The sequence below is a fragment of the Enterobacter sp. HSTU-ASh6 genome, from assembly GCF_026319105.1.
Lineage (GTDB): Bacteria > Pseudomonadota > Gammaproteobacteria > Enterobacterales > Enterobacteriaceae > Enterobacter > Enterobacter sichuanensis.
The window spans coordinates 26307-40297 of sequence record NZ_WSPD01000008.1; the positions used below are offsets into that span (position 1 = coordinate 26307).

At 56.0% G+C, this 13991-nt stretch carries 14 protein-coding genes; 4 read left to right on the forward strand and 10 right to left on the reverse strand.

Annotated features, from left to right (window positions below):
- Positions 1–22: 22 nt before the first annotated feature.
- Positions 23–688, reverse strand: a complete 666-nt coding sequence (yieH, locus tag GM298_RS11515; protein ID WP_025756962.1) for a 6-phosphogluconate phosphatase — start codon at positions 686–688, stop codon at positions 23–25.
- Between the two features lie 165 nt (positions 689–853).
- Here yieH and adeP point away from each other — a divergent pair, with 165 nt between their 5' ends.
- A complete protein-coding gene (gene adeP / locus GM298_RS11520) occupies positions 854–2191 on the forward strand; it encodes an adenine permease AdeP (protein WP_025756963.1) in 1338 nt (445 codons plus the stop codon).
- A gap of 93 nt (positions 2192–2284) precedes the next feature.
- Here adeP and GM298_RS11525 read toward each other — a convergent pair whose 3' ends face one another.
- The 9 genes from GM298_RS11525 to rpmH form a co-directional block, all read right to left on the reverse strand.
- Positions 2285–2851, reverse strand: a complete 567-nt coding sequence (locus GM298_RS11525; RefSeq protein ID WP_025756964.1) for an NADPH-dependent FMN reductase — start codon at positions 2849–2851, stop codon at positions 2285–2287.
- 36 nt (positions 2852–2887) lie between these two features.
- Entirely contained in the window at positions 2888–3634 is a 747-nt protein-coding gene (locus GM298_RS11530) for a 4'-phosphopantetheinyl transferase family protein (RefSeq protein WP_126801245.1), read from the reverse strand.
- 122 nt (positions 3635–3756) lie between these two features.
- Complete coding sequence (yidZ, locus tag GM298_RS11535) at positions 3757–4728, reverse strand: HTH-type transcriptional regulator YidZ (protein ID WP_047959745.1); 972 nt, start codon at positions 4726–4728, stop codon at positions 3757–3759.
- Positions 4697–5872, reverse strand: coding sequence for an MFS transporter (locus GM298_RS11540; protein ID WP_104556733.1), 1176 nt, complete (start codon positions 5870–5872; stop codon positions 4697–4699). Before GM298_RS11540 ends, yidZ begins: the two co-directional genes overlap by 32 nt.
- Positions 5873–5984: 112 nt before the next feature.
- Positions 5985–7349: a tRNA uridine-5-carboxymethylaminomethyl(34) synthesis GTPase MnmE gene (mnmE, locus tag GM298_RS11545; protein ID WP_021242672.1), complete on the reverse strand. Its 1365-nt coding sequence runs from the start codon at positions 7347–7349 to the stop codon at positions 5985–5987.
- A gap of 72 nt (positions 7350–7421) precedes the next feature.
- Positions 7422–9065: a membrane protein insertase YidC gene (gene yidC / locus GM298_RS11550; RefSeq protein ID WP_025756968.1), complete on the reverse strand. Its 1644-nt coding sequence runs from the start codon at positions 9063–9065 to the stop codon at positions 7422–7424.
- A gap of 2 nt (positions 9066–9067) precedes the next feature.
- Positions 9068–9325 (reverse strand): membrane protein insertion efficiency factor YidD, encoded by a 258-nt coding sequence (yidD, locus tag GM298_RS11555; RefSeq protein ID WP_001307474.1) that lies wholly within the window; start codon positions 9323–9325, stop codon positions 9068–9070.
- Positions 9289–9648 carry a ribonuclease P protein component gene (rnpA, locus tag GM298_RS11560; RefSeq protein ID WP_024907873.1) on the reverse strand — a complete coding sequence of 120 codons (360 nt, stop codon included), beginning with the start codon at positions 9646–9648 and terminating at the stop codon, positions 9289–9291. The genes yidD and rnpA overlap by 37 nt, the downstream gene beginning before the upstream one ends.
- Positions 9649–9664: 16 nt before the next feature.
- A complete protein-coding gene (gene rpmH, locus GM298_RS11565) occupies positions 9665–9805 on the reverse strand; it encodes a 50S ribosomal protein L34 (protein ID WP_000831330.1) in 141 nt (46 codons plus the stop codon).
- 600 nt (positions 9806–10405) lie between these two features.
- Here rpmH and dnaA point away from each other — a divergent pair.
- Genes dnaA through recF form a run of 3 tightly spaced genes read left to right on the forward strand, consistent with a single transcriptional unit; the run spans position 10406 to position 13978 of the window.
- Positions 10406–11800, forward strand: coding sequence for a chromosomal replication initiator protein DnaA (gene dnaA, locus GM298_RS11570; RefSeq protein ID WP_010426558.1), 1395 nt, complete (start codon positions 10406–10408; stop codon positions 11798–11800).
- Between the two features lie 4 nt (positions 11801–11804).
- Positions 11805–12905, forward strand: a complete 1101-nt coding sequence (gene dnaN, locus GM298_RS11575; protein ID WP_014830028.1) for a DNA polymerase III subunit beta — start codon at positions 11805–11807, stop codon at positions 12903–12905.
- Positions 12905–13978 carry a DNA replication/repair protein RecF gene (recF, locus tag GM298_RS11580; RefSeq protein WP_013094779.1) on the forward strand — a complete coding sequence of 358 codons (1074 nt, stop codon included), beginning with the start codon at positions 12905–12907 and terminating at the stop codon, positions 13976–13978. Before dnaN ends, recF begins: the two co-directional genes overlap by 1 nt.
- The last annotated feature ends 13 nt before the right edge of the window (positions 13979–13991 follow it).

Sequence of the window (13991 nt, forward strand, 5' to 3'; positions counted from 1 at the left end):
AGCGCCATCCGGCTTTGTTTTTTCAGCGAGTAATATTCCAACCGCGTGCCTTCCACAACGCCGGCAACTGCGCCAGATCGGTAAAGGTGGTCACTTTTGGATGATCGATCGGCTTGTTGTGCGGGTCGGCGCAGAAGTAAAACACCTCCATCCCCGCATCAATCCCCGACTGCGCCCCCGCAGAGGAGTCGTCCACCAGAATGCAGTTTTCTACATTCACGTTCATCGCTTTTGCCGCATGGAACATCAGCGCCGGATCGGGCTTCCAGCGCTGGATATCGTAGCCGCTGAACAGCTTTTCCGGGAAATGGTGCAACATCTCAAGCTTGCCGAGCGAGTGCTGCATTTTGCTGACCGGTCCGTTAGACACCACGCAGATCGGTACCGTCATGGCATCCAGCAGTGCGTTTGCCCCCGGAATGACTTCCAGCTCTGAATCGAACAGGCGAGCGACCTCGGCGCGGTACACCGGTTCCAGATCCGCTTTCGCCAGGTCGACATCGTGTTCTTCGTTAATGATGTCGATGATCTCGTAGAGCTTCACGCCCTTAAAGCGTTTAAACACCTCTTCGAGCGCCAGCGTAATGCCAAATTCCTGGAACATGGTGACATACGCGCGGGAACAAATGACCTCACTGTCGACCAGCGTACCGTCGCAGTCGAAAAATACCGCTTCAATTCCGGACATGCCTTTCCCTTTTAACAAGTTTAACGTTTACGTACCGCCGTTTACCGGAACGCAATCGTTGCCGTATAAGCAAAATCAATGAAAAAAGTATCACGTAACCGCCACTATTGTCGCATTTTGGTATAGGATAGCGACGAATTTTCCCTCCTTGTTCGGAAATTGATGATGAGTCAACAACACACTACCCAGACATCTGGTCAGGGTCTGCTTGAGCGCGTGTTTAAACTGCGCGAGCACGGCACGACGGCACGCACCGAAGTGATCGCCGGTTTCACCACCTTCCTGACGATGGTTTATATCGTTTTTGTTAACCCACAAATTCTGGGCGTTGCTGGCATGGATACCAGCGCCGTCTTCGTCACTACCTGTCTGATCGCAGCACTGGGCAGCATTCTGATGGGCGTGTTCGCTAACCTGCCGGTCGCACTGGCCCCGGCGATGGGTCTGAACGCCTTCTTCGCCTTCGTCGTTGTTCAGGCGATGGGGCTGCCGTGGCAGGTGGGTATGGGCGCCATCTTCTGGGGCGCGGTTGGCCTGCTGCTGCTGACCATTTTCCGCGTGCGTTACTGGATGATTGCGAACATTCCTGTGAGCCTGCGCGTGGGCATCACCAGCGGTATCGGTCTGTTTATCGGGATGATGGGGTTGAAAAACGCCGGTGTCATCGTGGCGAACCCGGAAACGCTGGTGAGCATTGGTCACCTGACCTCTCATAACGTCCTGCTGGGCGTGCTGGGCTTCTTTATCATCGCTATCCTTGCGTCCCGCAATATTCATGCGGCGGTGCTGGTCTCCATCGTGGTGACCACGCTGCTGGGCTGGATGCTGGGTGACGTTCACTATAACGGCATCGTCTCCGCGCCACCGAGTGTCTCAACCGTTGTTGGCCATGTCGATCTGGCGGGTTCCCTGAACCTGGGCCTGGCGGGCGTGATTTTCTCCTTCATGCTGGTGAACCTGTTCGACTCCTCCGGTACGCTGATCGGCGTGACTGACAAGGCGGGTCTGGCAGATGAAAAAGGCAAATTCCCGCGCATGAAGCAGGCGCTGTTTGTGGACAGTATCTCCTCTGTGACCGGCTCATTTATCGGGACCTCGTCTGTTACCGCTTACATCGAATCCTCTTCCGGGGTGTCTGTGGGTGGCCGTACCGGTCTGACGGCGGTTGTGGTGGGTATTCTGTTCCTGCTGGTGATCTTCCTCTCGCCACTGGCGGGTATGGTTCCTCCGTACGCGGCGGCGGGTGCGCTGATCTACGTAGGGGTGCTGATGACCTCCAGCCTGTCGCGCGTGAAGTGGGATGATTTAACCGAAGCGGTGCCGGCGTTTATTACCGCCGTGATGATGCCATTCAGCTTCTCGATTACCGAAGGTATCGCGCTGGGCTTTATCTCTTACTGCGTAATGAAGATCGGTACCGGCCGTTTCCGCGATCTCAGCCCGTGCGTTATCGTTGTCGCGCTGCTGTTTGTACTGAAGATTGTGTTTATTGACGCGAAATAAACAGCAAGCCCTTTTCGAAGAAAAGGGCTTTAGTGTTTGTACCCTCTCCCGGTGGGAGAGGGACAGGGTGAGGGCATCAGCCCGCACTTCACCTTACGCCTTCACCCGCTTAATATAATCTCCGAACGCCGTCAGCTGGCCAGAGAGATGGTCACGCGTGCTCTGATCCACCACTTCACCCGTCTGCGGGTCGACCTTGTTCTGAATCACTCCGCCCATAAATTCCGGCTTGTTCATCACCATTGCATCCAGGAAAACCAGGATCTGACGCAGATGATACTGGCAACGTGCGCCGCCAATCGCCCCCATAGAGCTGGTCTGGATCAGTACCGGCTTACCTGAAAGCGGCTGTTCCGGCAGACGGGATAACCAGTCAATGGCGTTTTTCAGACCACCCGGAACCGAGTAGTTATACTCCGGGGTGACGATGACCACACCGTCGGCCTGGCGGATCTGATCCGCCAGCGCTTCCACGCTCTGCGGGAAACCCTCCTCCTGCTGTACGTCTGCATCATAAAGCGGGATATCGCCGATAGACGGCAGGGCGCTTATCTCCATACCAGCGGGTGCCAGTTGCGGCAGCGTGCGGGCAACCATCCCATTAAACGAACCTTTGCGCAGGCTTCCCAGTAACGTAACGACTTTCAACGTATCAGACATGATTACTCCTGTTTCATCATGATGACCCTGAATGGATCAGCTAAGAGTGTATGCTTTTTCTGCCGGTAAACTGGTTAATCGCATCAGGCGTGCGGCGGGCTCGTTGGCGCGCTCGGGCACATCAGGAAGGCTACGCCATCCCTGCTGACTGTCAAATTCCCAGATTTTCATGCGCTCGATGGCGGGGGTAACCGCAATGGACCAAATAAGCACATCCTCTGCGTCACAGAGCGCTTCTACCAGCGCGGCTTTAGTGGCACGCAGGCGTCCGGAGCCGGGCAGCAGTTGCAGTTGGCTGGCGTCGTCTGAGGCGCATCCACAGAGCTTGCGAATGCTCTGGCGCAGGGTGATGAGCTGGGTTCTGGCCTCACTGGGATCGTTCTGGTTGCGCACCCAAAGCTGCTCATTACTTGAGAGCGGATAGTCATCGTGCGGGTTGGCACCGTGGAAGCCACGCGTCGCGCGCTGCAGTTCCATATCCAGCCCGCAGTCCCCTTCGGTGGTCAGTGCGACGCCAATGATATTGCCCGTGTAGGCAATGGAAAAACGAGGGAGTTCCGGGTCGGCAAAAACCGGGCGACCTTCTGGTTGGGTGATGATCTCCGGCAGTTCGCTGGTGCCGTACAGCATAAACAGCAGTTCGGCGAGAAGCGCCCGGGAGGCTAAAAAGCGCGACCTGCGGTGTTCCGGAAGTTTGCCTGCTTCACTGAGGCAGGAAGAAGAGAGTCTGGCCGATACGAGACGTCCTTCAGTAAGTATCCCTCTTGCAAAGTGCGTTGCCATTTTTCGCTCCTTGATAATGGTCGTATTCTGTTAAACGGTTACATGATTATCGCTTAACTTGACTCCTGTTTTAATCAGTAAATGTGCGTATGAGAAGCCTCAGGACCGAACTTTACATTTTCTTAGGCAAAAATTGGATCGCTCGCACCGTACAGCGCCTTAATGGTCTCCCGTAACCAGAGAATTTTCGGATTGTGGCTGTTACGTTTATGCCAGATCAGCGTGAAGGGAACGGTAAGCTTTTCGGCCTGCGCTTCGTCAATGGGAATGGGAAGGGCGATCAGCTTCCGCTGGTGGAGTTGATTGTAGTGATGGCAGTAGTGGGGAGCCGTAGCGATATAGTTATGGCCGGGCTGCGCCGCCATAAACATTGACTGCTCAAAGCCCGGTACGCTCATGGCAATGTTTCTCTCCCGCCCCATCTCTTTTAGCACCTCGTCCAGCGCCCAGGTGTCGCTGCGTTCCCAGAAGATGCTGATATGCGGATAGCGCAGGAAGGTCTCGAGGTTCCACTCATCCTGCAGCGCAGGGTGATCCTCACGCAGATACACGCACGGACGGTCGCTGAACAGGATCTCATAGTCGATAAACCACGGCATCAGCTTCAGCAATTCACGTGAGCGTGGATGCGTTTCACGGCCGGTGAAGCCCAGATCCACTTCTCCACGCGTAATGGCGTCCAGTGAGTCGTAATCCCAGTGGCGCATCTTCACCGTAGCCTGCGGGTAGCGCAGGTTCACCTGCTCCAGCAGGGCATTAAAGCGGATCAGCATCAACGGCGTTTCGGCAGCCAGCACGAACGTCAGCCCGCCCGGGGCGTCATGGTGGAATTTATCGAGGATCTGGTTGCCGATTTGCATCCAGTCGGCCAGATCCTGCTCCAGGCTCACCGTCAGCGGCGTTGGCAGCAGCCCTAACGGCGTTTTGACAAACAGCGGGTCGTCAAACCAGTCACGCAGTTTGGCCAGTGATTTACTCACCGCCGACGGCGTCACGTTCATCCGCTTCGCCGCTTTGGTGACGCTGCGCTCCTGCAGCAAAAGCTGCAGGCAAAGCAACAGGTTAAGATCGAGACTGCTGATGGGCTTCTTCATAATGCGCCGCGGGCTGGATGACCATAAGTAAGATGATGCAGAGCATGCTACAGCCAATCAGAATCCCGATCAGCATATTGAGCGCGTTAAGTCCGATGACCGCCGCCAGCCATATCCACAGGGACGAGCCGCAGACCTGGGCGATACCCAGCACCGAGCTTGCCACGCCTGCCCGCAGCGAGAACGGGCCGAGCGCCTGACTCATCGCCACGCCAAAACCCACCGAGAACCCGGCGCAAATGAGGGTAATGCCCACCAGCATTACCGCATGTGTGCTGGCGGTCGCCAGGATGATGCCTGCGGTGAGGAATAAAACCTGTGAGGTCAGCATCAGCGTGCGCTGACGAAAGACGTTCAGCGCAAACGGCGTCGAAAATGAAACGGCCATACTCACCATCGCGGTTAACGCCATCACCGTTGAATACTCACCGCGATCGAAGCCCATGGTCTCCATCAGCAAAACCGGGGAAACGTTTACATAGGTCAGGATCACCGCCACGCTTAACGTGGTCACGGCCAGACGGCTGAGGAAGAAGCGGTTAAACAGTTTCTCGGCAGGGTGAATCGTCGCGGTATGACCGCTATTCTGCGAGCCTGGATGGGTCTCTTTTAGCACGGCGATCGACAGGATAAACACCAGCGCACCCATCGCCGCCATCGTCCAGAAGAGGCTCTGCCACGGGAATTTCAGCATGATCATATAGCCCACGACCGGGGCCAGCACCGGGATAATGCAGGTAATGCCGTTCAGCATCGACAGCACCTTAGCGCGACGTTGGGCGCTTAACGTATCACGTAAAATCGCAAAGGCGACGACGTAGCAACCGCCGGCACCAATGCCCTGGATAAAGCGTCCTGACAGGAACAGCGTGCTGTTCTGTGCCTGCGAACAGAGTATGGAGGCCAGTGCAAAGATGATGGCACCGGTTATCGCGACAGGCTGACGTCCGGCTTTGTCCGCTATTTTCCCGGCAAAGACCATCGACGACGCCATCCCCGCGAGATAGGCCGAAAACGCAATATGCAGCTGCGCTTCGCTGGCACCCAGATCGCGGGCGATGTGCGGTAATCCCACCAGATACATATCAATGCCCGATGGATAAAGCAGAACCAGTGCAAAACTACAAAACAGAAAACGCGCCATAAACCCCCCCAAAGGTGAAGGCAAGCAGGATAAGGGGTGAATGGGGTTGAAGCGAGTTGCCATTTGGACAATGGTGATTTCCCTGGAGGAAATCACCATCGATCAGGGTAGGTCACTTACCAATACAGAAGCTCGAGAAGATCCTTCCCAGCAGATCGTCCGACGTGAACTCCCCGGTGATCTCGCTCAGATTCTGCTGCGCCAGGCGCAGCTCTTCCGCCAGCAGTTCACCCGCCCAGGCGCCTATCAGCTGCGCTTTACCCTGAACAAGGTGGTTCGCCGCCTCTTCCAGCGCCTGCAGGTGGCGACGCCGCGCCAGGAAGCCGCCTTCCATGCTGGTGTCAAAGCCCATGCTCTGCTTGAGATGGTTACGCAGGTCGTCCACGCCCTCGCCGGTACGGGCCGACAGGCGAATAAGTGAGTGACCATTTACATCGCTGATGCCCAGCGTTTCACCGGTGACGTCTGCTTTGTTACGCACCACGGTGATCGGTAGCTTCGCCGGCAGACGGGCGATAAAGTCCGGCCAGATCTCTGCCGGGTCAACGGCGTCGGTGGTGGTGCCGTCCACCATAAACAGCACGCGGTCGGCCTGCTCGATCTCCTGCCAGGCACGTTCGATACCGATGCGCTCAACTTCGTCGCTGGCATCGCGCAGACCGGCGGTGTCGATGATGTGCAGCGGCATGCCGTCGATGTGGATGTGTTCGCGCAGCACGTCGCGGGTGGTTCCGGCAATGTCGGTCACGATCGCCGCTTCACGGCCCGCCAGGGCGTTCAGCAGGCTCGATTTGCCGGCATTGGGACGCCCGGCGATGACCACCTTCATCCCTTCACGCAGCAGGCTCCCCTGGCGCGCTTCGGCACGCACGGCGTCGAGATCGGCCATCACCTGGTTGAGCTGGGCTTCAATTTTGCCGTCAGAGAGGAAGTCGATCTCCTCATCCGGGAAGTCGATCGCCGCTTCGACGTAGATTCGAAGGTGAGTAAGTGCTTCCACAAGGTGATTCACGCGCGCGGAGAAAGCCCCCTGCAGCGAGTTCAGGGCGGAGCGGGCCGCCTGTTCAGAACTGGCGTCGATCAGGTCCGCAATCGCCTCGGCCTGCGCCAGGTCGAGCTTGTCGTTGAGGAAGGCACGCTCGGAGAATTCACCCGGCTTCGCAATGCGCAGACCCGGCAGGGTCAGAATACGTTTTAACAACAGGTCGAGGATGACCGGGCCGCCGTGACCCTGCAGCTCCAGCACGTCTTCGCCGGTGAAGGAGTTTGGGCCGGGGAACCACAGCGCAATGCCCTGGTCCAGGGGCGTGCCGTCGGTGTCTTTAAACGGCAGATAATCAGCGTAGCGCGGCTTTGGCAGCTTACCCAGTACCGCTTCGGCGACCTCGCGCGCCTTCAGGCCGGAGATACGCAGAATGCCTACACCACCGCGTCCCGGTGGGGTTGCCTGGGCGACGATAGTGTCGTTATGGCTCATGGTTGTTCTCGTTCAATACAAATAAAAAAGGCGGTCAATCGACCGCCCTTATTTTAGCGTTAACTTAACGGATCAGGACTTTTTCTTTTCGCGGCTATGCAGGCCACGTTTTTCCAGACCACGGTAAATCAGCTGCTGCTGGATGATGGTCACCAGGTTGCTGACGATATAGTACAGCACCAGACCTGACGGGAACCACAGGAAGAACACGGTGAAGATGACCGGCATAAAGGTCATGATCTTCTGCTGCATCGGGTCGGTCACGGTGGTCGGCGACATCTTCTGAATGAAGAACATCGTCACGCCCATCAGGATCGGCAGGATGTAGTACGGGTCCTGTGCGGACAGGTCATGGATCCACAGCGCGAACGGCGCATGGCGCAGCTCAACGGAGCCCATCAGCATGTAGTACAGCGCAAGGAAGATTGGCATCTGAATCAGCAGCGGGAAGCAGCCACCCAGTGGGTTTACTTTCTCTGCTTTATACAGGGCCATCATTTCCTGGCTCTGACGCTGTTTGTCATCGCCCAGACGCTCACGCATTGCCTGAATCTTCGGCTGCAGCATACGCATCTTCGCCATGGAGGTGTACTGCGCTTTAGTCAGCGGGTACATGATGCCACGAACGATAAAGGTAATAACAATGATGGAGAAGCCCCAGTTACCCAGGAAGCTGTGGATGAACTTCAGCAGCTTAAACAGCGGCTGAGAGATGAACCACAACCAACCGTAGTCAACGGTCAGATCCAGGTGCGGCGCAACAGCGGCCATTTTGTCCTGAATTTCCGGGCCGACCCACAGGGTGCTGGCCATCTTTCCGGTTTGACCCGGCTGAACCAGAACCGGCTGAGATTTGTAGCCAATGGCTGCAAGACCGTTACCCAGGTTCGCGGTGTAGAAGTTGTTGGTACCGTCGTTATTTGGCACCCACGCCGTCGCGAAATACTGCTGCAGCATCGCCACCCAACCGCCTTTTGCGCTGACGTTCAGGTTTTCGTTATCGGCAATAGTGTCGAATTTGTATTTCTCATACTTCGCGTCAGGCGTGGAGTATGCCGCGCCACGGAAAGTATGCAGCGCAAAGTTGCTGCTTCCGGTGTCACGGTGAGACGGCAGATTGATGGACTGCTTCAGCTGGCCGAAGGTCGACAGTTCCAGCGGTTTCGCACTGGCGTTCTGTACGGTATAACCCACGTTCACCGCATACTCACCGCGTTTCAGGGTGAAGGTTTTGGTGAAGGTGTTGCCCGCGGCGTCAGTGTAGGTCATCGGAATAGCAAGTTCGTTCTGACCATCAGCCAGCACAAAAGCGTCTTTTTCGACGTTGTACAGTGGACGCGCACCGTTAGCCGGGTTATCCGGGCCATCACGACCGGTCAGGCCGCTCTGCGCCTGGTAGATAAACTCTGGCGTGGTCTCCAGTAACTGGAACGGTTCGTTAGACTTCAGCTCTTTCGGGTAGGTCAACAGCAGCGCCTGCTCAACATCACCACCACGGGTGTTGATTGTCAGCTCAAGCACATCGGTCTTAACCGTAATCTGTTTCCCCTGGCCACTGGCCGGTACGCCCTGGTCGGCGGCGCTACCCGCTGCGGTGGTCGTTGTCTGCGTGACCTGCTGTTGTGGTTGAGGATTTTTATCCTGCTCCCACGCCTGCCAGATCATGAAAGACACGAACAACAAAGCGATGATAAGAAGATTGCGTTGCGAATCCATCGTTAGTGTTCTCTGGTATCAAAAGGTCCTGGAGGGACGGGGTCGTCTCCACCTGGGTGTAAAGGGTGGCATTTTAATACGCGTTTCACCGTCAACCAACTGCCTTTTATCACTCCAAACCTGCGCAATGCCTCAATTCCGTAGCTTGAGCATGTTGGTGTGAAACGGCAGTGCGGCCCGAGTAGCGGACTAATCAGGCGTTGATAGACCCGAATGAGGGCTATCAGGACCCGTGAGCCAGGCGACAGTGGCGGCGCCATAATTTTTCCAACGCTTCCGAGAGAGCACGGTTATCGAGGTCGGCAACCCCTTTTTTAGCCACCACCACGAAATCCATAGAAGGCAGTTCGTGCTGACGTAAACGGAAGCTTTCACGCGTCAGACGTTTAATCCGATTGCGTTCATGCGCACGCTTAACATTTTTTTTGGCGACTGTGAGACCGATGCGGGGATGCCCCAGCGAATTTTGGCGGCCGAGGATGGTGATTTGCGGCGTGCCAGCCCGTTGTGGCTGCTGGAAGACGAAAGTGAAATGAGCGGGAGTTAACAAACGTAACTCCCTGGGAAATGCTAGCTTAACCACTCAGGGGTTAGCTTTATTACTTGGAAACGGTCAGACGAGCGCGGCCTTTAGCACGACGACGTGCCAGAACCTGACGACCATTTTTAGTAGCCATACGAGCACGGAAGCCGTGAGAACGGTTGCGCTTCAGTACAGACGGTTGAAAAGTGCGTTTCATGGCGATTTCTACCTAAACTTGAATAAATTCATGGCTTTTTTCGGATGCCCGAACGAGATTCGAATGACGGACGCCGAAGCCGTGGGTGATTAAAGAGGCCGGATTGTAATAATTGTACACTCCGGAGTCAATTCTCTTTCCTTAAATCCCTGCGTATTTCCGCACGATTTCGCGTGGAAAATGAGCAACGGACGACGCAGGAGATGAGCATCACGCGCCGGGTCGAGGATTATACGGGCTCACCGATAAAGCGCAAGGATCGTCCCGGATCTTCGTTAGATCATTTAAGCAATAAATTGTCTGTGCTCATTAAATTTTCCAATATGCGGCCTAAATCGCGGGGCACTCGCGCCAGGATCGTTTACACTTACCCGGTTCCGGATCTTCCTGTGGATAAATCGGGAAGAATCTGTGAGAAACAGAAGATCTCTGGCTCAGTTTAGGCTATGATCCGCGGTCCCGATCGGGATCCCAGGATCCTGGTCAGGATAAATTGCAGATAGCAATTCGCACGTCCCCCTTTACACAGGGTCATGCCGATGTGCGCCAACAATCATGAATATTCAATAGTTTTCTTTTATTGTTCGAGTGGAGTCCGCCGTGTCACTTTCGCTTTGGCAGCAGTGTCTTGCCCGATTGCAGGATGAGTTACCAGCCACAGAATTCAGTATGTGGATCCGCCCGTTGCAGGCGGAACTGAGCGATAACACGCTGGCTTTGTATGCGCCAAACCGTTTTGTGCTCGATTGGGTAAGGGACAAGTACCTTAACAACATCAATGGACTGCTGAACGATTTCTGCGGGTCAGATGCCCCACAGCTGCGCTTTGAAGTAGGCACAAAGCCGGTTACCCAAACCGTTCGTGAAACCGTCAATGTGGCAGCGCCTGCCCAGGCCGCTCCCGCGCCTGCGCCTCGTGTCGCGCCTGCTCGCCAGGGTTGGGATAACGTCCCGGCACCGGCTGAGCCAACCTACCGCTCTAACGTTAACGTGAAACACACGTTCGATAACTTCGTTGAAGGTAAGTCGAACCAGCTGGCGCGCGCGGCGGCTCGCCAGGTTGCTGATAACCCGGGCGGGGCTTATAACCCGCTGTTCCTTTATGGCGGCACGGGTCTGGGTAAAACCCACCTGCTGCATGCGGTGGGTAATGGCATTATGGCGCGCAAGCCCAACGCCAAAGTGGTGTATATGCACTCCGAGCGCTTCGTTCAGGACATGGTTAAAGCCCTGCAAAACAATGCGATCGAAGAGTTTAAACGCTACTATCGTTCCGTTGACGCGCTGCTGATCGATGACATTCAGTTCTTTGCCAATAAAGAACGATCGCAGGAAGAGTTTTTCCACACCTTCAACGCCCTGCTGGAAGGCAATCAGCAGATCATTTTGACCTCGGATCGTTATCCAAAAGAGATCAACGGTGTTGAAGATCGTCTGAAATCCCGCTTCGGCTGGGGCCTGACCGTGGCGATCGAGCCACCGGAGCTGGAAACCCGCGTCGCGATCCTGATGAAGAAAGCCGATGAAAATGACATTCGCCTGCCGGGTGAAGTGGCGTTCTTCATTGCCAAGCGTCTGCGCTCCAACGTGCGCGAGCTGGAAGGGGCACTGAACCGCGTTATCGCCAATGCCAACTTCACCGGTCGTGCGATCACCATCGATTTTGTGCGTGAAGCGCTGCGCGATTTGCTGGCATTGCAGGAAAAACTGGTCACCATCGACAATATTCAAAAGACGGTGGCTGAGTACTACAAGATCAAAGTGGCTGATTTACTGTCTAAACGTCGTTCCCGCTCGGTGGCGCGTCCGCGTCAGATGGCGATGGCGCTGGCAAAGGAGTTAACCAACCACAGTCTGCCGGAAATCGGGGATGCGTTTGGTGGCCGTGACCATACGACCGTGCTGCATGCGTGTCGCAAGATTGAGCAGTTACGCGAAGAAAGCCACGACATAAAAGAAGATTTTTCCAATCTAATCAGAACATTATCATCGTGACGCTATGAAATTTACCGTTGAACGTGAACATTTATTAAAACCGCTGCAACAGGTGAGTGGCCCATTAGGTGGCCGCCCAACGCTGCCTATTCTCGGAAACCTGCTGCTTCAGGTCGCGGACGGTACGCTGTCGCTGACCGGTACAGATCTGGAAATGGAAATGATCGCACGCGTTACGTTGACGCAGCCGCACGACGCAGGCGCGACCACGGTTCCGGCACGTAAATTCTTTGATATCTGCCGTGGGCTGCCGGAAGGCGCTGAAATCGCTGTGCAGCTTGAAGGCGACCGTATGCTGGTGCGCTCTGGCCGCAGTCGTTTCTCGCTCTCCACGCTGCCCGCTGCGGACTTCCCGAACCTGGACGACTGGCAAAGTGAAGTCGAATTCACCCTGCCGCAGGCGACGATGAAGCGTCTGATTGAAGCCACGCAGTTCTCTATGGCGCATCAGGACGTTCGTTACTACTTAAACGGTATGCTGTTCGAAACCGAAGGTGAAGAGCTGCGTACCGTGGCCACCGACGGCCACCGTCTGGCGGTCTGTTCTATGCCGATTGGTGACGCGCTACCCAACCATTCGGTGATCGTGCCGCGTAAAGGGGTGATTGAGCTGATGCGTATGCTCGACGGCGGCGATACGCCGCTGCGCGTGCAGATCGGCAGCAACAACATCCGCGCGCATGTGGGTGATTTTGTCTTCACATCGAAGCTGGTTGATGGTCGTTTCCCGGATTATCGCCGCGTATTGCCGAAGAACCCGGACAAAACGCTGGAAGCAGGTTGCGACAGCCTCAAGCAGGCCTTTGCCCGTGCTGCTATTCTCTCCAACGAGAAATTCCGCGGCGTGCGCCTGTACGTCAGTGAAAATCAGATCAAAATCACCGCTAACAACCCGGAGCAGGAAGAGGCAGAAGAGATTCTGGACGTCACCTACGCCGGCGCAGAGATGGAAATCGGCTTTAACGTCAGCTACGTGCTGGACGTGCTGAATGCGCTGAAATGCGAGAACGTGCGCATCCTGCTGACCGATTCCGTATCGAGCGTACAGATTGAAGATGCCGCATCACAGTCGGCTGCCTATGTTGTCATGCCAATGAGACTGTAATGTCGCTCACCCGTCTGTTGATCCGCGACTTTCGCAATATCGAAAGCGCGGATCTCGCTTTATCCCCTGGCTTTAACTTCCTGGTTGGCGCCAACGGCAGTGGCAAAACCAGCGTGCTTGAGGCCATCTATACGCTCGGCCACGGTCGGGCGTTTCGCAGTTTGCAGATTGGGCGCGTCATTCGCCACGAACAGGAGTCTTTTGTTCTGCACGGGCGTTTGCAGGGTGAGGAGCGGGAGACCGCCATCGGCCTGACCAAAGACAAGCAGGGCGACAGCAAGGTGCGCATCGACGGTACCGACGGCCACAAGGTGGCGGAGCTGGCGCTGCTGATGCCGATGCAGCTGATTACGCCGGAGGGGTTTACTTTGCTCAACGGCGGCCCCAAATACAGAAGAGCGTTCCTCGACTGGGGATGCTTTCACAACGAAGCCGGTTTCTTTAATGCCTGGAGCAACCTGAAGCGCCTGCTTAAGCAGCGTAACGCCGCATTGCGCCAGGTGACGCGCTACGCCCAGCTGCGCCCGTGGGACATGGAACTTATTCCTCTTGCGGAACAAATCAGCCGCTGGCGTGCCGAATACAGCGCAGGTATTGCCGAAGACATGGCCGACACCTGCAAACAGTTTTTACCCGAATTCTCTCTCACCTTCTCCTTCCAGCGCGGCTGGGAGAAAGAGACGGATTATGCCGAGGTGTTAGAGAGAAACTTCGAGCGCGACCGCATGTTGACCTACACCGCGCACGGCCCGCACAAGGCGGATTTCCGCATTCGTGCCGACGGTGCGCCGGTGGAAGACACGCTGTCGCGCGGGCAGCTCAAGCTCCTGATGTGCGCGCTGCGCCTGGCGCAGGGGGAGTTTCTCACCCGTGAGAGCGGGCGACGCTGCCTGTACCTGATAGATGATTTTGCCTCGGAACTTGACGACGCGCGTCGCGGGCTGCTTGCCAGCCGCTTAAAAGCCACGCAGTCGCAGGTTTTCGTCAGCGCCATTAGCGCTGAACACGTTATGGACATGTCGGACGAAAATTCGAAGATGTTTACCGTGGAAAAGGGTAAAATAACGGATTAACCCAAGTTGAAAT